The sequence below is a fragment of the Myxococcus sp. AM011 genome (assembly GCF_013372595.1).
In the GTDB taxonomy this organism is placed as follows: Bacteria; Myxococcota; Myxococcia; order Myxococcales; family Myxococcaceae; genus Myxococcus; species Myxococcus eversor.
In genome coordinates this window covers 1-20,799 of sequence record NZ_JABXEM010000099.1, presented here as the reverse complement: position 1 = coordinate 20,799, position 20,799 = coordinate 1, and the positions used below count along the sequence as shown (strand labels likewise).

General features: G+C 69.0%; 18 protein-coding genes. 7 read left to right on the top strand and 11 right to left on the bottom strand.

Features of this window, described 5'->3' with window-relative positions:
* Positions 1-3 precede the first annotated feature (3 nt).
* Positions 4-840, bottom strand: a complete 837-nt coding sequence (locus HUW62_RS21425) for an AraC family transcriptional regulator (RefSeq protein ID WP_217911468.1) — start codon at positions 838-840, stop codon at positions 4-6.
* Positions 841-921: 81 nt separating this feature from the next.
* On the opposite strand from HUW62_RS21425, the gene HUW62_RS21420 reads away from it, so the two are divergent.
* Positions 922-1,824, top strand: a complete 903-nt coding sequence (locus tag HUW62_RS21420) for an MBL fold metallo-hydrolase (protein ID WP_176435464.1) — start codon at positions 922-924, stop codon at positions 1,822-1,824.
* Between the two features lie 11 nt (positions 1,825-1,835).
* Here HUW62_RS21420 and HUW62_RS21415 read toward each other — a convergent pair whose 3' ends face one another.
* The 3 genes from HUW62_RS21415 to HUW62_RS21405 are packed head-to-tail and all read right to left on the bottom strand — an operon-like array spanning position 1,836 to position 4,410.
* Complete coding sequence (locus HUW62_RS21415; protein WP_163861101.1) at positions 1,836-2,549, bottom strand: TenA family transcriptional regulator; 714 nt, start codon at positions 2,547-2,549, stop codon at positions 1,836-1,838.
* A complete protein-coding gene (locus tag HUW62_RS21410) occupies positions 2,519-3,439 on the bottom strand; it encodes a GNAT family N-acetyltransferase (RefSeq protein ID WP_163861104.1) in 921 nt (306 codons plus the stop codon). The genes HUW62_RS21415 and HUW62_RS21410 overlap by 31 nt, the downstream gene beginning before the upstream one ends.
* Positions 3,436-4,410 (bottom strand): DUF3419 family protein, encoded by a 975-nt coding sequence (locus HUW62_RS21405; protein WP_163861106.1) that lies wholly within the window; start codon positions 4,408-4,410, stop codon positions 3,436-3,438. Before HUW62_RS21405 ends, HUW62_RS21410 begins: the two co-directional genes overlap by 4 nt.
* Positions 4,411-4,486: 76 nt before the next feature.
* Between HUW62_RS21405 and HUW62_RS21400 the strand changes: the two genes are divergently transcribed.
* The 3 genes from HUW62_RS21400 to HUW62_RS21390 all read left to right on the top strand — a co-directional run bounded on the left by HUW62_RS21400 (position 4,487) and on the right by HUW62_RS21390 (position 6,861).
* On the top strand, positions 4,487-5,425 hold the full coding sequence (locus HUW62_RS21400) for a fatty acid desaturase (protein ID WP_163861107.1): 939 nt from the start codon (positions 4,487-4,489) through the stop codon (positions 5,423-5,425).
* Entirely contained in the window at positions 5,418-6,317 is a 900-nt protein-coding gene (locus HUW62_RS21395; protein WP_163861109.1) for a phosphatase PAP2 family protein, read from the top strand. The genes HUW62_RS21400 and HUW62_RS21395 overlap by 8 nt, the downstream gene beginning before the upstream one ends.
* Before the next feature lie 154 nt (positions 6,318-6,471).
* Positions 6,472-6,861 (top strand): hypothetical protein, encoded by a 390-nt coding sequence (locus HUW62_RS21390; protein WP_176435463.1) that lies wholly within the window; start codon positions 6,472-6,474, stop codon positions 6,859-6,861.
* A gap of 74 nt (positions 6,862-6,935) precedes the next feature.
* Here HUW62_RS21390 and HUW62_RS21385 read toward each other — a convergent pair whose 3' ends face one another.
* Both HUW62_RS21385 and HUW62_RS21380 read right to left on the bottom strand, forming a co-directional pair.
* The gene (locus HUW62_RS21385; RefSeq protein ID WP_163861113.1) at positions 6,936-7,676 is read right to left on the bottom strand and encodes a hypothetical protein; all 741 of its coding nucleotides are present in this window, start codon (positions 7,674-7,676) and stop codon (positions 6,936-6,938) included.
* Between the two features lie 123 nt (positions 7,677-7,799).
* Positions 7,800-8,543 carry a hypothetical protein gene (locus HUW62_RS21380; RefSeq protein ID WP_176435462.1) on the bottom strand — a complete coding sequence of 248 codons (744 nt, stop codon included), beginning with the start codon at positions 8,541-8,543 and terminating at the stop codon, positions 7,800-7,802.
* Positions 8,544-8,771: 228 nt separating this feature from the next.
* On the opposite strand from HUW62_RS21380, the gene HUW62_RS21375 reads away from it, so the two are divergent.
* Positions 8,772-12,404 carry a hypothetical protein gene (locus HUW62_RS21375; RefSeq protein ID WP_176435461.1) on the top strand — a complete coding sequence of 1,211 codons (3,633 nt, stop codon included), beginning with the start codon at positions 8,772-8,774 and terminating at the stop codon, positions 12,402-12,404.
* Between the two features lie 55 nt (positions 12,405-12,459).
* Here HUW62_RS21375 and HUW62_RS21370 read toward each other — a convergent pair whose 3' ends face one another.
* Positions 12,460-14,277 carry a Hint domain-containing protein gene (locus HUW62_RS21370; protein ID WP_163861119.1) on the bottom strand — a complete coding sequence of 606 codons (1,818 nt, stop codon included), beginning with the start codon at positions 14,275-14,277 and terminating at the stop codon, positions 12,460-12,462.
* A 315-nt stretch (positions 14,278-14,592) separates the two neighbouring features.
* Between HUW62_RS21370 and HUW62_RS21365 the strand changes: the two genes are divergently transcribed.
* On the top strand, positions 14,593-15,513 hold the full coding sequence (locus HUW62_RS21365) for an RluA family pseudouridine synthase (RefSeq protein ID WP_163861121.1): 921 nt from the start codon (positions 14,593-14,595) through the stop codon (positions 15,511-15,513).
* A gap of 55 nt (positions 15,514-15,568) precedes the next feature.
* On the opposite strand, the gene HUW62_RS21360 is transcribed toward HUW62_RS21365, so the two are convergent.
* Complete coding sequence (locus tag HUW62_RS21360; protein ID WP_163861123.1) at positions 15,569-16,057, bottom strand: hypothetical protein; 489 nt, start codon at positions 16,055-16,057, stop codon at positions 15,569-15,571.
* Between the two features lie 185 nt (positions 16,058-16,242).
* Between HUW62_RS21360 and HUW62_RS21355 the strand changes: the two genes are divergently transcribed.
* Entirely contained in the window at positions 16,243-16,899 is a 657-nt protein-coding gene (locus HUW62_RS21355; RefSeq protein ID WP_176435460.1) for a cyclase family protein, read from the top strand.
* 18 nt (positions 16,900-16,917) lie between these two features.
* On the opposite strand, the gene HUW62_RS21350 is transcribed toward HUW62_RS21355, so the two are convergent.
* The 3 genes from HUW62_RS21350 to HUW62_RS21340 all read right to left on the bottom strand — a co-directional run.
* The gene (locus tag HUW62_RS21350) at positions 16,918-18,939 is read right to left on the bottom strand and encodes a hypothetical protein (protein ID WP_163861127.1); all 2,022 of its coding nucleotides are present in this window, start codon (positions 18,937-18,939) and stop codon (positions 16,918-16,920) included.
* Entirely contained in the window at positions 18,926-20,011 is a 1,086-nt protein-coding gene (locus tag HUW62_RS21345; protein WP_368670450.1) for a DUF3142 domain-containing protein, read from the bottom strand. Before HUW62_RS21345 ends, HUW62_RS21350 begins: the two co-directional genes overlap by 14 nt.
* Before the next feature lie 227 nt (positions 20,012-20,238).
* On the bottom strand, positions 20,239-20,799 hold a 561-nt coding region (locus HUW62_RS21340), incomplete at its 5' end, for a hypothetical protein (protein ID WP_176435458.1).

The window sequence follows — 20,799 nt, the reverse complement described above, 5'->3', positions numbered from 1 at the left end:
GCCTCACGGCCAAGGGGCGGCGCGCAGGAGGGCGACGGGGGTGACACCCGTCAGGCTCCGGAAGTCGGAGATGAGGTGGGCCTGGTCGTAGTAGCCGGTGGCGGCGGCGATGGCGCCCCAGTCCGGCGTGGCCGAGCGGGTGGAGGCCCGCATGGCGCGCTGGAAGCGGACGACCCGCGCGTAGACCTTGGGGCCCAGGCCCACCACGTCATCGAAGGCGCGACGGAGCTGCCGCTCGCTGACGCCAAGGCCCCGAGCCAGCGCGCTGACGCGGGGCAGCTCCGGCGACTGGGAGATGGCGCGGACCGCGCGGCGGACGACGTGCGAGGAGGCGGGCTCGAACACGTCACCGCGACGCAGGCGCTCGGTGAGCGCCGACTCCAGCACCTTCACCTTCTCGGCCGGGGACAGGCTGTCGTGCATGCGCTCCCGGAGCCGGGCGCCCTCCGCGCCCCAGAGGGTGTCGAGGTTGACGACGCGGTCGGTGAGCTGCGCCATGGGCACGCCGAAGAAGGGGTAGGCGCCTCCGGCCTTGAAGCGCACGGCGATGGCCAGGGGCGGTACGTCCGTCCCGCCTTTCTGGAGCACGTGCAGGCGCGTGCCGATGACATACGCATCGCCCCGAGTGTCGGAGAGCCGGACGATGAGCTCGGCCTCTCCATCGGGGAGGCGGACGTAGGCGGGGCCCCGGTTCTCGTCCCGGGTGACGGCGCGAAAGCCCCGCACGAAGCCCGCGAGCGCGCCATGGGATGCGACCTGGAGCGGCCTGGAAGTCACGAAGGAAGCATGCGGCACGCGCAGCGCGGGTTCAATCGAGGGAGCGCGGGCGGGGGGCGCCATGGCCGATTTCTCCAATCGGCTCGGGGGCCCCGTTTCTACCTTGGGACGGCACGACACCCCTGCTTCCCCCGAGGAACCTTCATGCGAGTCCATCACCTCAATTGCGGCACCCTGTGCCCCGCCGGCGGCGCGCGCTTCGTCCTGGGCGAGGGCGGCTTCTTCTCGCGGGCCCGGATGGTCTGCCACTGCCTGCTCATCGAGACGGATGACGGCCTGGTCCTCGTCGACACGGGGCTGGGGCTCAAGGACATCGAGGACACGACGCGGCTGGGCTCGCGCTTCCTCCGTCGCAACGCGCCCCGGTTGGACCCGCGCGAGACGGCGGTCGCCCAGGTGGAGCGGCTGGGCTTCCGGCGTGAGGACGTGCGTCACATCATCCCCACGCACTTCGACCTGGACCACATCGGCGGGCTCGCGGATTTTCCCGGCGCGCAGGTGCATGTCTTCCGCGACGAGCACGCGGCGGCGATGGTGCCGACGCCGAAGAACGCGAAGTTCGGCTACCGGCCCGCCCAGTGGGCACACCAGCCTTCGTGGAGACAGTACGCGGTGGAGGGGGAGCGGTGGTTCGGCTTCGACGCGGTGCGCGTGATTCCGGGGCTGTCCACGGAGGTGTTGCTGGTTCCGCTCGTGGGTCACACGCCGGGGCATTGTGGCGTCGCCGTGAACACGGAGGGGCGGTGGCTGCTGCACGCGGGGGACGCCTACTTCGACCACAAGGAGCTGGACCTCCAGGCGCCTCGCAGTCCGCCGGGGCTGGCGCTCTTCCAGCGACTGCGCTCGACGGACAACGCGGCGCGCCTCGCCAACCAGGCGCGACTGCGGACGCTCGTGCGCGAGCACTCGGCCGACGTGAGTGTCTTCTCCGCGCACTGCGCCGTGGAGCTGGAGCGCTACGCGGTGGCGCGGCCCGAGGCGGCGGAGCGAAGTGTCGTCGCGGCCCCGGGCGCGAAGTCCGGAGGCTCGGGGAGTCGCGCCGCCTGAAGGCCCGTGTGTCAGGGGTGTCGGCGCCGACGGGCCCGGTACAAGTCCTCGTAGAGGCCGAGGAGGAGGTGGCCGCCCAGCAGGAGGCCCTGCTCGATGTCTCGCGCGGCCGAGGGGGACGCGTCGTACGGCGCGTCGAGCTGGCGGTAGAAGCCGTCCGCGTGCTCCTCGTCGAGCGTGGCGTGCGTGGGGTAGTGCACCACCTGGTCCGCGGCCAGCCAGCCCCGCGCGACGATGCCGCGTCCCAGCTCCAGCGAGATTCCGCTGAACAGGTCCTCGATGATGCCGAACACGGCGAGGCCGGTGTGCGGCGGCTCGAAGGCGGCGATGCCCGTCAGCGCGACGTTGAACTTGCGCACCTCCGGTCCGAAGGCTCCGTCATGGAGCTGCTCGCCGGAGGCACCGAGCCGCTCCAGCAGCAACTGGAACGTGTGCTCGTGGCCGTGGGAGCGCGCGCCGCGCCCGTGCTCATCGAAGACGTTCTCCACCAGCGGCAGGCGAAGCTCGGGGCGGGGAAGGCGGCTGGCGAGCAGGGCCATGGGCCGTGAGAAGTGCGCCACCGCCGCGAAGAACTGCCGCTGCGTCTCCAGGAAGTCGCCCCGCTCGAACGAGCCGTCCTTCAGCGCGCGCAGGTAGGGAGACGTCTCCAGGACGTTCCACTCGGCCTTCAGTCCGGCGATGTGCTGACGCAGGTTCAGATTTCGGAGGAGGGAAGGTGCACCCATGCAGGCGTTCCCTTGAGGCGGGTCAGGTCGAGAGAATAGACGGTGCACACCGTGTCGGGGGAAATGCCCGTGCCCCGCAGCCAGTCGAGCTGCGCGTTCAATCGCTCGTCGAGGGTGAAGCAGGTCAGTGTGTCAGGGCTCCGCGCGGCGAGCTCCTGCCCGCAGTCCCGCAGGTAGCGTCCCCAGCCCCGCGTCCATGCGGTGGGAGGCGCCGCCAGGTGGATGAGCGGCCAGGGGCGTTGATTCGAGCGGAGCTGGAGGTCCTTGCTCCCCGCCGTGGAGCACCAGCCCGCCCCTTCGAGCTTCCGTGCGGGCGAGGGCCCGAGCAGCAGTCCGTCACTCGGGAGCTGCGTGGGAGCCCCCGCGAGGTCCAGCGCCGCGAGCCGGGCCGGGGGAACGAAGTAGAGCGCGAGCCGGCTCTCCGGCCGGGCCACGCGCAGCGGATTCCAGCCCCGGACCGTGTGCATGACGTCGCCGCGCGAGCCGCGCATGGCGGCGCCGTACAAGAACCGGGTGCCGCGCAGCGCGGGGATGCGGAACAGGTGCGTGAGCCCCTGGAAGATGAGCCTGCGCGCCAGTCCCGTGCCGCGTGCGTGTGAGGCCACCTTGAGGTCGCAGATGTAGAACCCCTGGGCGGCGGTGTCGCCTCGCAGGACTCGCCGGGTGATTCCCGTCACGGAGCCGAGCAGCTCCTCCCCGCGCAGGGCCAGCAGGAAGTACGCGTCCCCCAGGGAGGAGAAGAAGGGGTGGTACTCGGGGCCGTGGTCGATGAAGAAGTGGTCGGCGCCGTCGGCGATGGGGTACTGGATGCCCTGCTCCAACTGGCGCAGCCGCTCCACGTAAGGCCTGAGCGTGTCCGGCCGACACACCACATAGCGCACGCCGCTCATGGGGAGGTGTTCCGCCGGAAGCCGACCTCGATGCGCTCGTAGAACAGGCTGCGGTCCCGGGCCTGGAGCTCCTTGCCGAGCGCGTCGTCGAACACGAAGGCCGGGCTGAAGAAGCGGCGGAGGTCTCGCTGGTTGTTGAGCTGTCGCAGCAACACGGCGCAGCCGGGGCGAGCCTCGCGTGACAGCAGCGTGGCCCACTCGGAGACGAGCGTGTCGTCCGACCAGTCGAAGATGTTGGACAGCGAGACGACGTCGAAGCGTCCCAGGTCGGGCACGGCGGGGAGCGAGCCCTGCACCAGCGTGACGGGGAGCGGCGCCTCCGCGCGCAGGTACGCGGGACGGTCCTCCGGACGGTAGGCGCCGAGCAGCACGTGCTGCAGGTAGGGATTGTGGTGGGCGTCCTCGCGCCGCAGCCCCCGCTCGAAGGTCGCCTGGAAGTAGCCGGGGTAGGAGCCGGGCGTCGCGTGTTGCGTCGCCGCCGGGCCGAACATGGCGTGGAGGAACGGGTCCGCGAACGCGAGCTGGAACGCCACCGGCCAGTAGGACGAGGCGAACCAGCCATCGCGCAGCGCGGCCCGCTCGGCGGCGGACGTGGTGGGCTCGAAGAAGGCGGACAGCTCGCGCGGCGGGGCCGCGAACTCTTCCAGGAAGTGGCGCAGGGTGCGGAACAGGCCCTCGAACTCGCCGCGCTGGTTCAGCCCCGTGGCGTCGGTGGCCCGCACGTTGAAGTCCTCCATGCGCGCGGTGCCGAGGCTCGCGGCCTTCTCCCGCACGTGGGCGAGCTGTCGCGGGTTGAAGTCGAAGCCGACCAGCTCGAGAGAGGGGTTGTGCCGAGCCAGCGTCAGCAGCGTGCAGCCGCCGGACGCGACGGTGAGCAGCGCACGTGCGCGGGTGCGCACGATGAGTTCCTGCTCCAACTCCGGGTCTTCACGGACGACGGCGAATTTCAGACGGTGGGGCGTGGTGCTCAAGTCGTCGTCGGGGGGCGAGGGTTGCTTCGGCGAGAGGGCGGATTGTAGGGCATGATGTCACCCACAGGAACAACCCATGCCGACGCTCTCCTCGTCTCTCACTCCCCAGCGGTTGCGTGAGCTGGAGCAGGTCGACGCCCGCCATCTGCCTCGACTCGGTGTGTTCCTCGCGCTCTACGGCGTGGCGGCGTGGGGGGCCACGGTGCTCGCGGTGGAGGCCCTGGCTTCTGCCCAGGTCTGGCTTACGCGCGGGCTGCTCTACGTCGTCGCGGCGGCCTCGCTCCACGGCATCAGCCTCTTCACCCACGAGGCGGTGCACGGTGGACTCTCCTCGCGGCCGTGGTTGAACCGGCTGGGAGGAATGGCGTGCGCGTGGCCCGTGCTCCAGGACTTCGCGGCGTACAAGGTGCTGCACCTGCGCCATCATCGAGACCTGGGCGGTGGCCTGGACCCCGACCACTACGCCAACTACACGGGACGACGCTGGCTGGAGCTGGCGATGCACGTGGGTCGGTTGCTGCTCGGATATCCCGCGTACATCACGATGATTCCCATCCTGGGCTGGAAGCACGGGACGGAGTCCGAGAAGCGGTGGATTGCTTTCGAGGTGGCCATGGTCGCCGCGGTGGCGGTGCTCGCGGGCGTCCTCGTGCCGTGGCCGGTGCTGCTGCATGCCTGGGTCATCCCCATGGTCATCATCAACACCCTGGTCAACATCCGGGGGATGAGTCAGCACACGTTCCTCACGCAGAGCAATCACCCCGTGCTCGGCTCGCGGACCATCCTCTCCAATCCGGTGACGCGGTTCTTCATGTGCAATGAGAACTACCACCTGGAGCACCACCTGTACCCGCGAGTGCCCTGGTACAACCTGCCGACGCTGCACCAGTCCCTGCGCTCCGAGCTGCTCGCGCAGGGCGCGCCCTTCATCCCGTCCTATTTCTTCTTCGTCCGGGGCGTCTTCAGTGGCGCGTTGATGCGAGAGGCCCGGCGGGTTCCGTCCGCGGATGTCTGAGCGTCCCTCCCTCCACGAAGCGCTGCTGGCGACCTTCGGGGTGACGCTGTCGTGCGCGCTCCTGTTCGTGGCGGGAGCACGGTCCGTGGGCTTCCTCCAGGTGTCTGGCGCCACGGCCCTGTTCATCCTCGGGGTGGCGGTGCTCGCGCGACTGGACGGACGGGCTCATGTCTTCCGGGTGAGGCTGTTGCTGGCCTATGTCGCGACGTTCTTCTTCTACGCGTCGGTGAAGACGACCATTCCCGCGCTGGGGCTGGAGACGCGGGATGCGTGGCTGTTGAGCCTGGACGCACGGGTGTTCGGCGGCGGCACGCCGTCCGTCTGGTTCCAGCGGTGGAGCGCGCCCTGGGTGCACGACGTGTTCAGCGCGAGCTACCTCGCGTTCCACGTGTACCTGCACCTCGCGATGGCGTGGGCGCTGGTGGGGCCTCGGGAGCGGGCGGAGCGCTTCTTCAGCCACGTCTTCTCGGCCTACGTGCCGGGTATCGCGGGCTACTACCTGGTGCCCGCAGTCGGCCCCTTGGCGGCGTATCCCGAGCTGTTCACGGTGCCCGTCGAAGGAGGTGGGCTGACGCGGCTGAACGCGGCCGTCGTCGCGAGTGGCTCGTCCACCTACGACCTCTTCCCGAGCCTGCACGTGTTCATCACCCTGGTGTTGCTGGGGCATGACGTGCGCGCGCATCCCTGGCGCTTCCGGGCGCTGCTCCCCGTGGCCGCGGCGCTCATCCTCTCCACCCTGGTGCTGCGCTACCACTACGCGGTCGACCTGCTCGCCGGTGTCGTGTGGTTCGTCGCCTTCTGTGTGGTGTTTCCCCGCCTCCAGGCACGGTGGGAGTCCTGGCGGCGGGGACTTCCCTCGGACTCCAGTCCCGCGCTCCAGCCTCGTCCCTGAGTCGCCGCTTGCGTCGCGCTGTCACGCGGCTGGCGAGGCGTTGACGAATTGTCGCGCGGACGGCGTCGGATGGCCCCGCAACCCCCCGGAATGTCGAATGGGGTGGCTTGGAACGGCACGTGAAAAGGCAGGAGGGCAACAGGAGGAAGCCCCCATGGCCCGGTGCCGTCAGTCTCGTTCCCGCTCGTCTCCCGCCACCTTCACGTTCCTGGAGCACAGCGCCCTTGGGGTGCTTCGCCAAGAAGTCCTCGAGCTCATCCTCGACTTCGGAATCCGGACCCGCGCCGCGGGCGTGACGCACGTCACCGTATTGGAGCGCGACCTGCCCATGCAGCTTCAGGGCTCGTCGCTGGCGCGGCAGGCACGGGGCTGGATTGTCCTGGTCAGTGACGAGGAGCGGCTCCTCACCTGTTACCGGCGTGGAGACGCGAGCAGCTTCATCCGACGCAAGCCCAAGCATCGCCTCCATGGCGGGCGGCCGCACCCCAACACGAGGACCCGTCGCGCGCGTGACAGACGGTCCACGGGCGCGAGGGCTGGTTAGGGCACGCTGCCGCACCGTCGCCGGCAGCGCGGTTTTTCGCGCTGCGGGCGGGGAGGGTTTTCGCGAAGGTCAGACTACTGAGCGCAGTAGACGGCGCGCTCGAACTTGCCCGTCACCTCGACGATGGACGCGGCGCGAACCACGTATTCGCTGGCCCCGACGCTCGTGTCGGCATTGCACCAGTCATACGTGTAGCCCAGCCCCGTCCAGGGGTAGTGCGTGGTCTGCCAGAACCCGTAGCTGGAGGCGTAGTAGGCGTTGATCCAGTTCTTGTGCTCGGTGGTCGCCGTGGTGGGGAACTGAAGGGAGCACGAGCCGTCGTCGATCTCCGAGTCCGGGCAGGGCCGGAACATGTCTCCGGGCTTCACCCACAGCTCGACGATGTAGCGCGCGTCGTCGTTCGCCGACGCCGGAGGCAATCCCAGATACTGATTGACGCGGGAGACCAGCTTCTCCGAGGACACCGTCTTGCAGAATGTCTGGAGTTGCGGAGCGGGGGTGACCCAGACCTCACGCGAGAGGGTGTTCTCGCCCAGCGTGTAGCCTTGAAAGGTGGTCCAGATGGCCATGCGCACGGCCGTCTTGGCCTCATTCCAGACGAGGTTCGAGTTGGACGGGCTGATGGCCCACAGCTGCGTGGAGATGTCCGCGCTCGTGGGCTCCGCCGCATGGCGGACGGCCTCCGCATAGGTCTGTGCGTCGCACGAGAGCGGTCCGGGAACAGGGTCTTCCGTATCGTCACCACAGGCGGCGAGGGACAGAAGCGCGGCGGTCGCGGCGAAGCACCGCAGGGGGCGCGAGAAAGCGCTGAACATCAGGTCATCTCCATGAGAAGGGGAAACAACCTAAGTGTAGATGAATCGGAAAGGCGGGACATTCGCCAAAACGATGGCGCGCGACATGGGCTCAGGGCGGGTCTCCATGAGCGAACCCTTGCCTCAGGTGCCGCCTCCGAACAGGCCGAGCTGCTCGACGTTGCCCATGGGCGCGACGGGGCTGTCGTCGGCGGGCAGCTCCCGGCGCACGGGTGCGGCGGGGACAGGTGTCGCGACCACGGGCGGCTCGGGCTCTCGTGGCACCGGAGGAGGAGGTGCCGGTGGGGCCGGCGTCGCGTACACCTCGGGACGCCAGATGCAGTCGCGGGCCAGCCGCACGCGCTCGCGCAGCTCCGGCAACAGCTCCGGGTCCATGGGGGCGAGCCGATGGGACGGTGCCGCGATGAGTGGCTCGAAGACCTGCACCTCCTCCAGCCACCAGGCCACGGTGCCGCGACAGGAGCCGCCGGGAGGCCACCACCAGGCGTCACGGCCAAAGGCCCGCGAGTCGTTGCCCACGGTGGACACCTCCGCGAGCCGCGCCATGGCGACATACGCGCCAGCGGGCAGCACGTCGCGGGTGGGGGATTCCAGGCCGTGCGCCCGACGCAGCCACTCCACGGCCTCCTCGTCGTACTCACGGGTGGCGTAGAGGGCGAGCCAGCAGCCGAGCACGGCCTCCGGTGGGTGGAGCGGGTGGCGTCGCTCGGGGAGCCCGGGACGTGCGGGCTCCACGTCGTGGACGAAGACGCTCCACATGCCGTGGTGCGTGAGCGCCCACGTCCACGGCCGGCTCAGGGAGAGATGGAACACTCCCATCCCCTTGCGCGTGTAGCGATAGGGGCCGGCGAGTGGGATGGAACTCATGGAGTCCCACCCTACACGACAGACCCGACAATCCGCGCGGGCCGGACATGCGCGGCGCGTTCCCCGAGCACGCATGCGGCGTCCCGTGCGTCCTGCTTCGACGCAGCCGGGGTGAGGGTGCGTGCGCCCGTGCCGTGGCACGGATGCTGCTGTCCAGAGCACTGAACTCTCAGTGGAATCACCAGACGAGGCCCTCCCCGCGGGCCTCGCGACGAAGGCCCCTGACACATGCCGCTTCGATTCGAAGACGACCCCGAGCTGGCGGACAATCCACTGACTCCGCCCGGGCAGTTCGACCCGTACCTCTGGGACACGCTGCGCAACCGCCTCCTGTTCAGGCTGCTGGCCCGGCACGGGACGATTGTCGCGAGCACGCTCGAGTTCACCGCCAGGGACGCCGTCACGCTGACCGTCGAGGGGGCCCCGCCCCAGAAGGTCCAGGTCCATGGCGGGTTCCGCCTCAAGGTCAACGCGCCCACGAAGCGCGAGTTCTTCGAGGCGCCCTACCTGCGCAACCCCTACCAGCGCGTTCAGGACGACGTGCACTTCTCCGGGCTCGGCTGGAACAGCGCACAGCCCCTGCTCATGGTGGGCAGCGCCGAGCAGGCCCGCGCCATGCTGCGCCTGGACCGGGAGCGAATGAGCCGAGGCCCCTTCGTCCAGGACTCGTTCGAGAAGGACTACGAACCGCTCAACTCGCCCGCCTTCCGCTACTTCATCAAGAACCCGCTCGTGCTCGCGGAGATGCTCACGAAGGTTCCTCCGAGCGAGGCGAGCGCCGGCGTGCTGAGCACGGCCACGGAGGCGCTCCTGGCGGACACCTACGTGGATGAAATGGCCATCCAGGACCTCAGCGCCGTGGATTTCACGTTCAACCTGGTGAAGCGCACCCAGCTCGGCCATCTCGTGGATTTCAACAACGCTCCGGATGCATATCCCGCCTGGCGGGACTACGGCACGTCCGAGGCGCGCAGGAACCATCACCTGCATAAGTCCCACGTCCACCTGGACAATCATTACGCCTCGCTCGACACCCGCGTCGGTGAGAGCACGAAGCACAACACCCGACCGCTCACCGAAGCGCGAGGCGAGTACCTGGCCGCGAAGGTGATGGCCATGGTGTTCGCGGGCGAGCGCTTCGAGCTGAAGATGGGGTTCGGGGACAAGAAGAAGGCGCAGGGAATCGATCAAATCTGGGCCCGCCGCCACCCCACCACCCAGGAGGTCGACGCGTACTTCATCGTCGAGGCGAAGGGCTCCAAGAGCGCCAAGCATGGCCAGAACAAGGAGGAGACCCAGATGTCGCCGGGCTGGGTCTTCAAGAAGCTGGTGGAGCAGGCGTCCTCACCCAACGAGGACGAGCGGCTCCTCCTGCTCGCGCAGAAGGTCCTCCGGGCCATGTTCGACGAAGGCAGCACGGTGCCTGTCTTCGGAATGACCTTCAAGGCCATCTTCGACAAGCACCACTCGGGCGAAACGGCCTCCCTCTTCAACCTGCAGATCTCCAAGCCGCTCTGCTTCCCCGCGGAGCTGAAGGTCGCGAACGTCAGGTCGCTGGAGGTCGACTCGGAAGGCGAGCTCTTCGGCACGGATGCCTTCACCTCCGTCCCGGCGAAGAGCGTGGGCCTCCTCTCGAGCGTCCCGGACTCGAGCGTGGACCTCTCGAAGGTGTCGCCGGACCTTCGCTTCGGGAATGTGAACACCGAGACCCTCCACAAGCCGAAGAACAGCTTCGCCATCGTGAACGGGTACCACCCGGAGCACCCGCGCAACACCCAGCTCATCTCTCTCCTGGCCGCCCATTCCGCGTCCATCCTGAGCGTGCAGGACTACTTCGGGGTGGACCCCCAGAAGGTGAAGGTGGGCACGGATGGCAAGCTCCGGTTCTTCTCCGGCTTCGCCACCACCGGCTACGGCAAGGGGGGACACGAGCACCTGAAGATAGACACCCTGGTGGACCCTTCGGACCAGAACCCGCTCTATCCAGGGCCGCTCCTCATCGAGTCGGATGACCCGGAGGATGCGCAGCAAATCCTCGACTGGAAGCGCAAGAACCTGAAGGCCCCCCACTCCATCCCCGAGCCTGACTGGGTGGACAAGCTTCGGAAGGTCTCCCCCTCCTCCTCCGTGGCGGCGGTCCTCATCTTCTTCGGCATGCGCCCCCTCGCCCGGGAGGAACTCAAGCGCATCATGACGACCCTCCCTCAGCCCGGCCAGAGGGCCCATGCCCTCAAGCTGGCCTTCGCGAGCCTGGGTTCTGGCGTGTCGCTCATCGAGAAGTCGACCAACGTGGGTGGGAAGTCGAGCCCCCTGTGGAAGTTCATCCTGCGGCTCACCGCCGAGGGCGGTCAGTTCCTCCATCACGAGGCGAAGTCGCTCGGGCGGTTGGACAAGCACTATCAGTCGCTCGAAAAACTCATCGACACGAGCAACGCCTCCACCGCCTTGACCGAGGCGAGCGGGGAGTTCCTCGGCGCGCGCGCCATGTCGGTCATCTTCGGGCAGGACAAGCTTCAACTGAAGATGGGGCATGGGGAGAAGAAGGGGACTCACGGCCTCGACCAGATCTGGGCCAAACGCGACGAGTCGAGCGGGGTGGTGGAGGCGTACTTCCTCGTCGAGTGCAAGGGCAGCAAGCACGCGGAGCTGGGACAGAACGTCCGGGAGACCCAGATGTCCCCCGCCTGGGTCTTCAAGAAGCTGCTGGAGCTGGCTCAGGACGACAGCACGCGCTTGAAGTCGCTGGCGAGGAAGGTGCTGAACGCCATGTTCGACGCCCAGAGCACCGTGAAGGTCCATGGCGTCATCATCCAGAGCCTCTTCGACCCGGGCCACTTCGATGAGAAGAAGCCCCGAGGACGATTCAACATCCGCATCACCTCGCAGCTGTATTTCCCGGACCTGCTGGAGTTCGCGAACGGAGCGCGGAAGGCCAAGCAAGGTGGCCAGACATGGAAGCAGCACTCGACCATTCTTCATGACCGGATGCCGCTGGCCCTCTACCTCCCGGAGTTCGGAGGCGTCCAGGCCATCCAGAAGGGCACGTCACCCATGCAAGGGACGCGGCCCAAGTCGCAGCAGACGAACGGCGTCTATCACGAGACGGTGGAGGGGTACCTCCTGTCCCGGGAGCACCAGGGCCGGCTCAAGCAGTTGAACCTCAAGCTCAAGCGGGTCACCGCGGATGGGGAATGCGCCTACAACACCGCGCGGGTCTGGCTGCAGGCCCACTCCGCCTTGTGGAAGCGCCTGGGGCTGACAGGGGTGCCTTCCGTGGCCGAGCTGAAAGACGAGGTCGTGAAGGAGATCACCCAGTCACCGGTGTTCGCGACGCAGTTCCTGGAGCCGGGGCAGTCCCTGGACGACCTCAAGAAGAAGGTGGCCGCGCGACACCTGTTCTTCGGCTCACACGGAGACATCGTCCTGCCAGCCCTCGCGAAGCGGTTGCGGCTGAGGATCCGCATCATCTACCCCAACGGCGCCGTCGAGGACCTCAACCAGTCGTTCCATCTCGGGTTGTCTGAAGACGCCCAGAACGGAGATCCCATCGTGTACGCGGTGCTGACCTCCTACATGGGCATTCCGGAGAACGTGGCGCACTACTACGGGGCGATCCGGCTCGCACCCCCACAACAACAACCCGTCGGCACGACGGCGCCGCAGCTCAAGCGCAAGGCCAACTCGGTGGACCCCACCGCCACGGGCAAGGGCGACCCGAAGAAGTCCCGGAAGGGACCCGTTCAGATGGACGAAGAGGAAGAGGAAGCCTCGCCGCCTCCCTCGTCCTCCAGCGGAACTCACAAGAAGCCGCCGCCCAAAGGAGGCTCGGGGGGCGGTTTCTCGAAGAAGACGGGGTTCTGAGCCTCGCGTGAAGGCCTCCGCTGGCCACTTCTCCAGCGGAGGTCCCTGCGTCAACTCACGGCGTGACGGCGGCGCGACGAGGCGAGTCCAGCTCGCGCTGCATGGTGTCGTCGCCCACGAGCAGGCCGTCGGCGAACATGGTCCGCTCGTTGGGGCTCAGCGACTCCAGCTCCGCGGGCGTGCCCAGCTTGAGGTTGTAGACCTTGCCGTCGTACGGCACGCGCTCGGTGGCGGTGATGGTCGCCGTGCCCGTCTGCGTGCGCACCGTGTCCTTCACCTGGACCTTCTCCGCGGCAATCACCAGGCCCGAGGACAGCAGCACCGGGTGCTTCTCCGTCAGCCGCACGTCATGGCCCTGGTCATCGCGCAGCCGGACCAGCGGCTTGGGCTCACGGCCGAAGATGAAGTCCTGCACCGTCAGCACCCGGCCGGCCGCATTCGCGCGGACCTTGTCGCCCACGCGCAGCGTCTCGATGGGCTTCTGCGCCCCGTCCGCCATGGTGATTCGCGTGCCTTCCGCCATGCAGCTGTTGAGCACGTTGAGGTTGAAGGGGTTGGTGGGCAGCGCCGTGCTGGTGAAGGTCACGGTCCTCGGAATCGCCGCGCCGGTGCCGCAAATCGCCTGCGCGTAGAGCGTCATGGACAGCACCACGGCCTCGTTGACGATCTTCTCCATCGTGCAGCCCGTGCCGCCGGACGCGGTGGTGTTCTGCGAGACGTTGACCAGCCGCTGAATCGTCGTGGTGCGCGCGCCCACGGGGAAGGCGTCGGAGACGTCCGCCAGGGTGGTGCACGTGCCGCCCGTGTCCGTCTTGATGAGGCGCAGCCGCGTCGTCATCGGGGCCTTCTGCATCGCCTGGATGACGCAATCCGCGGTCGCCGTCGCCCCGGCGTCGAACGTGCCCTGCGTGGGGATGTAGATGTTGGTGTTGTCGAAGGTGGTGCCCGCCTGGAAGGGGAAGTAGGCGGCCGGGTCGCCCGTCCAGGGCGAGCCCGTCTTGCGAAGGGCCAGGCCCGTGGACTGCGTCGGGAAGGGCGCCAGGGTGCCGCTGGCGTTGGCCACCATCGCGTAGTCGCAATCCGCCCCGCCGCGAAGCTGGCAGGTGGTCAGGTTGATGTTGGACCGGGGCTCATTGCTCGCGAAGCGGGGGTGGTCCAGGGTGAAGCTCGCGGGCGCGGCCACCAACGAGGTCTCCAGGCTGGAGAAGGAGACGTGCTCCTCACCCGTCTTGTCGTTGTGCGCCACCATCATCGACTCGACGACGACCTTGCGGTTGGGCTCCATCGACGGAGTCACCTTCACGGTGGTGTCGTCGAACGTCTTGCCGTCGTTGTGCTCCTCGTTCGCGCTCTTCGCCAGCACCCTCAGCTTCTTGCCGGCCAGGTCGCTCTCATACACGGTGACATCCGTGAAGACGTGGGTCGACCCGCCCGCGCACGTGGCGTAGGGGCTGATGATCAACGCGGGCGGCGCTTCCTGGGGCGGCTGCTGCTGCACGCCCTTGTTGGCCTGCGCGCCCCTGCCACCGTCGACCGTGCGCGAGTCGTTCACGTGGATGAAGTGGTCGCAGTTCCAGTCGGTGGGCTTGGGCTGCGGGTCTCCGCTCACCGCCTCCGCATGGGCGACTTCCAACGTCTGCAGCGCGCGCGCGAAGTCCTTGTTGGGCGTCTGCCCATCTCCCTGGGCCCCGGCGACGGCCTCCTGGAGGCGGTGCTTGGCGTATTCGTAGTGGTCCTGGTTCGCCAGGTTGAGGTGGACGAAGTCCTCATGCGGCGTGCGCTGATTGAAGTGCTCGACGACGGCGTCGTGCTGCTCGTCGACGGTCTTGGGCTTGGGCTGCGGTTTGATAACCCAGGGGCACCCAGGGAGCAAAGACAGGCATGTAGCGAGAATGGCGAGACGTCGCGTACGACGACCGTGAGTAAAGTTCATGACTCCCCCTCTGAGCAGGCCCTCAGTGAGCCCGGACAAGCACTGTCATACGCCCCGTGTTGAAAAGTCAACGATTGACATATGGCGTTGAGCGCCGGTCTTGCTCGACCCGGCCTGTCACATCGTGCTGTGTGTGTCCCATGTGAAGGATTGTGTCTCCGAGGGGCGGTGCCTGGGCATCCCGTGTCTCGCGGCCCGGCGACACGCGTCATGCGCACATTGACTCCGTGCGCCGCATGAGGGACGGGTGCGGACATGGCGCAGCGGAAAGTCCCAGTTCCCCACGAGGTCGCCGGAGAGCGGCTGGACAGGTTCGTCTCCAAGCACGTCCCCGGCTTCTCGCTGGAGCGCGCCCGGGCACTCATCGAGGCGGGCGGGGTGCGCATCCGGGGAAAGAAGTGTCAGCCCACGCGGAAGTTGTGGGGCGGCGAGGAGCTCGAAATCGAGCGGCCGGAGCCGCGCGCCTCGCCGCGTCCCGCCGCCGTGGAGGGGCCCGCGCTGACGGTGCTTCATGACGACGCGGCGCTGGTCATCGTGGACAAGCCGCCGGGTCTCGTCGTGGAGCCGGAGGGCCGCGCGGCCTCCGTCGTCGACCTGCTCGCGGCGCAGTGCCCTCCGTTCGATGTGGAGGGGCAGGCGCTGCCGGGCGTGGTGCACCGGTTGGACCGGGAGACGAGCGGCTGTCTGGCCTTCGCGCGCACCGACACCGCCGCCGCGGCGCTCCTGCGCGCCTTCCAGGAGAAGCAGGTGGACAAGCGCTACTGGACGCTCGTCCTGGGCCATCCTCCCGAGCAGGGCCGGCTGGAGGGTCCCTACGCGCGCAATCCGAATGACTCGCGTCGCTTCACCACGAAGGTGCCCTCCGCGCGCCGGGCGGCGCTGTCGTTCGAGGTGCGCGAGCGGCTGGACGGGGCGGCGCTGCTGGAGGTGGACCTGGACACGGGGCGCACGCATCAGATTCGCGTGCAGCTCTCCGAGGCGGGCTTCCCGGTGCTGGGGGATTCGCTCTACGGGACGGAGGCGGCGCGCGAGCACCCCGCGGCGAAGGCCCTGGGACGTCAGGCGCTCCATGCCTTCCGCCTGGAGCTGCCGAGTCTCCTGACGGGGCAGCCCGTGCGAGTCCAGGCGGAGCTGCCCGAGGACTTCCAGCGCGCGCTGGCCCTGCTGCGCCGCTGAGCGCTGGCGCGGGGCCGGACTCCACTTCGAGGCGGTGGAGTCCGGCGGGGACGGACTACTTCGGGTCGACGACGAGGACCATCCAGCGGTCTGTGGAGTGGTCGATGCGCACGTTGGCGGCACCGGCCTCCTGGAGCTGCTGCACGATGCTCTCCAGGAAGGACAGGTGCTCCTTGGGCGCGTCCACGAAGACGTTCTTCGAGCCGGTGCCCTTGGCCTTGGGCTTCTTCGCGGGCTGGGCGCCGTTGAGCGCCTCCGTCGTCGCGGTGGCCGCGGCCTTGAGCTGCGTGGCGGCGTCCTCCACCGTGGTCTCCGGCGCGCTCTCGACCTCAACCTCCGGCTCCTCGGCGGCGGGAGCGGCGGCGGCCACTTCCTCCTCGGCCTCCGCGCGGAGCTGGTTGAAGGTCTTCAGGTTGATGGTCGACCCGAACTTCGCCTTGAAGGACTCCAGCGCATCCTTGCTGCTGATGTCCGGTTGCTGGCGGAAGAGGGTGAGCAGGAACGAGTGGCGCTCCTGGGTCTGCTCCTGGGAAGTCCTCGGCATCGTCAAAACTCCTTCAGCCCTGGGAATGAAAGGCGGCGCAACCTAACCGACGCGGTTCCGGGAGGAAAGGTCGGGGGTGGGCAAGAGGGGCGGTGACTCTCCTGGTCCCTCGGCGAGCGAGACGGCCCGTGTGCCTGCCCGCTCCTGGGCGCCAGCGGGACGCATCGTGCCCATCCTGGAGCGTCATGGAGACCGCTGCCGAGACGAACGGGGCGCCGGCGTGGGTGGACATCTCCGTGCCGTTGCGCGACGGGATGGTGCACTGGCCGGACAACCCCGAGGTGCGCATCACCCGGGTGCAGGACCTGGAGCGCGGTGATGACGCCACCGTCTCCAGCCTGTCCCTGGGCGCGCACACGGGGACCCACGTCGACGCGCCCGTGCACTTCGTGAAGGGCGCCACGGGCGTGGACGCGCTGGCCTTCGACAGCCTCCTGGGTGTGGCGCGCGTGCTGGAGATTCGCGACGCGCGCGCCATCCGCGTCGCGGAGCTGAAGGGACACGCGATTCAGCCCGGAGAGCGCATCCTCTTCAAGACGGCCAACTCCTCGCGAGGCTGGGCCTCGAAGGCGTTCCTGCCGGACTTCGTGTACCTGTCCGTGGAGGGCGCGCGCTACCTGGCGGAGCGGAAGGTGCGCACGGTGGGCATCGACTACCTCTCCATCGGCAGTGCGGAGGAGGGCGTGCCCACCCACCAGGCCCTGCTGGGGGCGGACGTCTGCATCATCGAGGGGCTCGACTTGTCCTCGGTGGAGGCGGGCACCTACGACCTCGTCTGCCTGCCGCTGCGAATCGCGGGCGGAGACGGAGCCCCGGCGCGCGCCATCCTCCGGCGGCGTTGAGGCTCGGCGCTTCGCCTCTCAGGACTCCGCCACCTTGCGCCTGTGTCGCACGTAGAAGGCCGCGCCCAGCATCAGGGGAATGAACAGCGCGCCTCCCAGCAGCATCAGGCGTCGGCGCTTGCCCAGGTTGCTCTGCTCCTGCTGGGCGCGGACCTTCTCGAAGTCCGGCTCCAGACAAGACTGTCCGAAGGACCACCAGGGCGCGTCGATGCGCGCGCCCGTCTTCACGTACGTCTGCCACAGCCGCTGCACGCGCTCCGGCTCCGTGCGGGAGACGAACCGCGCCGCGTGGCAGAGCATCATCGCGTGGGCCTGACTGCGCGGGGGCAGGAGCGCCGCGCCGCGCTGGGCGAGGTCCGCCGCCGTGGAGCGGTAGTGGAAGCGCCACGGGTGTGGTGGTGCATGGGACTCCGCGCGCTTTTGTTCCAATGCGCCGAGGAGGGACAGGCGGCTCATGAACTCCCTGAACGGCTCCGTCCGGGGCGAGAAGTCCTCGTGGCTGTCGTAGTCGCTCAGGTCGTAGTTGCCGTCCACCCAGCCCCAGTCCGGAGCCACCTCCGTCCCCATCAACTCCAGGCCGAGTCCGCGCGCGAGCAGCGCCGCCGCGTACAGCGCCTCCGCTTGAGTCACCGCGTCCTGGGCCTGGGCGCCCTGCTGGAGCGCCTCCGTGTATTTGCGCGCGTGCCCCTCCCAGGGTGTGCCCCGGAAGTGTTCCAGCGCTTCGGTGTCGCGTCCGGTGCGCAGCAGGCGCCGCGCGAGCAGCAGGCGCAACCTCTGCGACAGGTCCGCCCCCTCGCCGACATCATCGTCGTACCAGAGCTGCCCTATCTCCGGCCTGCAGCGCTCGTCTCCCGAAGGCGGGTGGGCCGCGACGAAGCCCTGGAGTTCGTCCACGGACAGGACCCGCTCCGCGACGTAGGCGAGGTCCGGCCAGGAGCAGCTCGCCAGCATCCGCTCGGCGGCCTGGGAAAAGTCATTGCGCGCGAGCGCGAGCACTCCGCGCTCACCTTCCACGCGGCAGAGGGGACGGCGCGGCACCATTCCCTCGCCCACCCAGTCCTCCGAGTCAGGAAGCCCCCGCGCGGCCTCGGCGAGGTAGAGCTCCGCTGAGCCGGGGTCTCCCCGACGCAGCGCCAGCTTGCCCTGCACCCACGCCGCCAGCGGTGTCTGCTCCCGCTCCGCGAAGCGCTCGGCCAGGTCGAAGCGGCCCGCGCGCCATGCACCCGCCGCCAGCCGGTCCGCGCCCGCCACGTCCTGCACCGACGCGAGCGCCTCCAGCACGGCGGTGACTCCGCCCGCCGACACGTCCTCGGACCAGTACGCCTCCTGGCCGCGCGTCCACACGAAGGCGGCCATCAGCCGCTGCGCCACCGGGTCCTTCAGCGCGGCCTCGAGTCGGACGGCATCGCGAGAGACGGCCCGGGCCACCAGCAGCAGCGACGTCACCGCGTCGCCACTGCCATGCGCCGCCTGCTCCGCGTACAGGCGGATGGCACCCGCGTCGTCTCCCGCGCGGAGCAGCCCTCTCGCCTGTTCTCCGAAGCTGGCGACGGCGAGCCCCAGCGGGTCGTCGAAGCCCTCGCGCGCGAGCTGCCGCGTGAGCTCGAAGCCCTGCTTCGCATCCTGCTCGAAGCCCGCGCCCGCGTTTCGTCCCAACATGAAGGCGGCGAAGGTGGAGTAGTGGCGACGCTCGGAGGCCGGCAGCGCGAGCACCTCGAGGAACCGGGCGCGGGCGGCCACCGCGTCTCCGCTGGTGAAGGCGCGGGCCCCTGCCTCGTACAGGTTCGTCTCCCGCGCCCCTCCGCCCGTTCGCGCGTCGACGGGCTCGTCCTGGTCCTCCAGCACCCGGAAGGACTCCACGGGCTTGGGGACCAGCCTCGTGGCCTCGAGCGAGAAGGCGCCATCCGGCAGCTCGCCCAGCGTGCCAGCGCGGTCGACGAGGAGTCGGTGGGGGAAGTCCGGACCGCACGCGTCGGCGTCGCGCACCGGCGAAAGCAGCATGAGCACGAGCAGGGAGGCCAGCAGACTACGGAGCCACAAGTGACACCTCGGTTCCCCGCACGAAGCCGATGACACGTCTCTCGCCAGCGCGCAGGCGGGGGGGCGTGCGCGCCACGAGGGAAGTCCCATTCGGGGCGTAGCCACCCACGCCGTCGAGGACCTCCAGATTTCCAGAAAGGGTGAGGCGCGCGGGCGCCTGGGTGTCCACGTGGCCCGTGTTCGCGAGGACGATGTCGAGCGTGCCGCGCCCCGCGTCCACCAGTCGGTGCTCCAGTCGCGGCGTCAGCGGCTCGCCGCGCACCACCGTGGACAGCGTGGACAGGCTCCACGACTCCGCGTCGCCCGCGTGCCCGAGCCGGAACCAGACGAAGCCTTTCACGCCCTTCACCGGCTGCTCCCGCAGGGACGCGAGGAGGCGGGAGACCTCATGGGGCTCGGAGGTGAGGAGCGTGCCGTCCTTCAGCCGCGCGCGGTACGTGGGCAGCGCGACTCGGAAGGAATGGGGCGTGGCCTTCGCCCAAGCGTCGATGAAGCCGCGAGCCTCCTCGGGGGTGAAGAGGGTGGGGGCGCGCACCGCGTGCACCTGGACCACGACGTCGTCGGGGATGGACGTCAGCCGCTCCAGCACGGGCGAGGTGGCCCACGTGGGCAGCGCGGTGATGGACAGCTCCAGGTCTCCGAGCCCGCTCCGCTCGCGCGCGAGCCAGTCCGCGTAGGCGGGCAGGGATGCCGTGGCGCAATCATGGTCCACCTCCACGCCCCGGACCGTCACGCCGCGCGACCTCCAGTCACGGGCGAGGGTGGCGACCTCCTGGAGCGACACGCCGTCCAGCGGCGCTGTTCCGTCCACGCGAAGCACGGCCACCACCTCGCGCCCCGTCTTCGCGAGGGCCGGCACGTCCACCGCGATAGTGACGGGCGCCCGAGTGGTGCCGGAGCGCTCCCTCGCCAGGACGCGCAAGGCGCTCAGCTCCGAGGGCAGTCGGGTGAGCGCGTGGCCAAGCTCCGGGCTCCAGTCGCGCTGCCACACGTAGACCTCGTGCCCCAGGGGCGGCGTGGGGGCGCGGGTGCAGCCGAAAAGCAGACACAGCCCCACGCTCGCGAGGCTCACGAGGACTCTTGTCCAGGACGGAGGCGGGGTGCTCATGCGGAGACGCTGGCGGGGCTCGCGCGGGTTGACAGTTGCGTGAGCCCGCGCGGCGACATGGTGCCACAACGGCGCGACATGGGCTGCTCAGCCGCGTGACACGTGGATGCTAGGCTTCCCAACTTTCGAGCTTCGGGAGGAGCCCCGCCTGAAGAGGCGTCTGGGTCTGCTGGTCGTGGAGTGAGCGGCCTTCAGCGCGCGCGGGCCCGAGCGGGCTCGGGAGGCCCGCCGTGGACGCAGTGCAACAGCGAGGGCGGGTCGAAGCAGGTGAATTGCTGGTCGACCAGCTTGCACACGCCCCGAGGCGTGCTGGCGCAGCGCGCCTCCGTGCGGGTGGACTTGCAGTCGAAGCCGCAGGCGATGTCTTCCGACGCATTGACACACCAGGGCCTGGGAGTCGCCTCGGCGTACTCGTGGATGACGCTCTCCGGCGGGTCCCAGCAGACGAGCTTCCCGAAGTGGGTGGTGCAGACACCGTAGGGGGTGTTGTTGCAGGCCACCTCTCCGTTGGACAGGCGGCAGTTGAAGCCGCAGGCCACCTTGCCTCGGACGGACTTGCACTCGGGACTCACCGGGGTGCGGGGCGGGTGGAAGATGACAACCCGTGGCGGGTCCCAACAGTAGACGCCTCCGTTGGTGACCTCGCACGTCCCGTAGGGCGTCTGGGCACAGTCGAGGTCCGACGCGCTCGTCTTGCACTGGAAACCGCACACCGTGCGCCCCCGGGAGGAGATGCACTCAGGGGAGGGCGG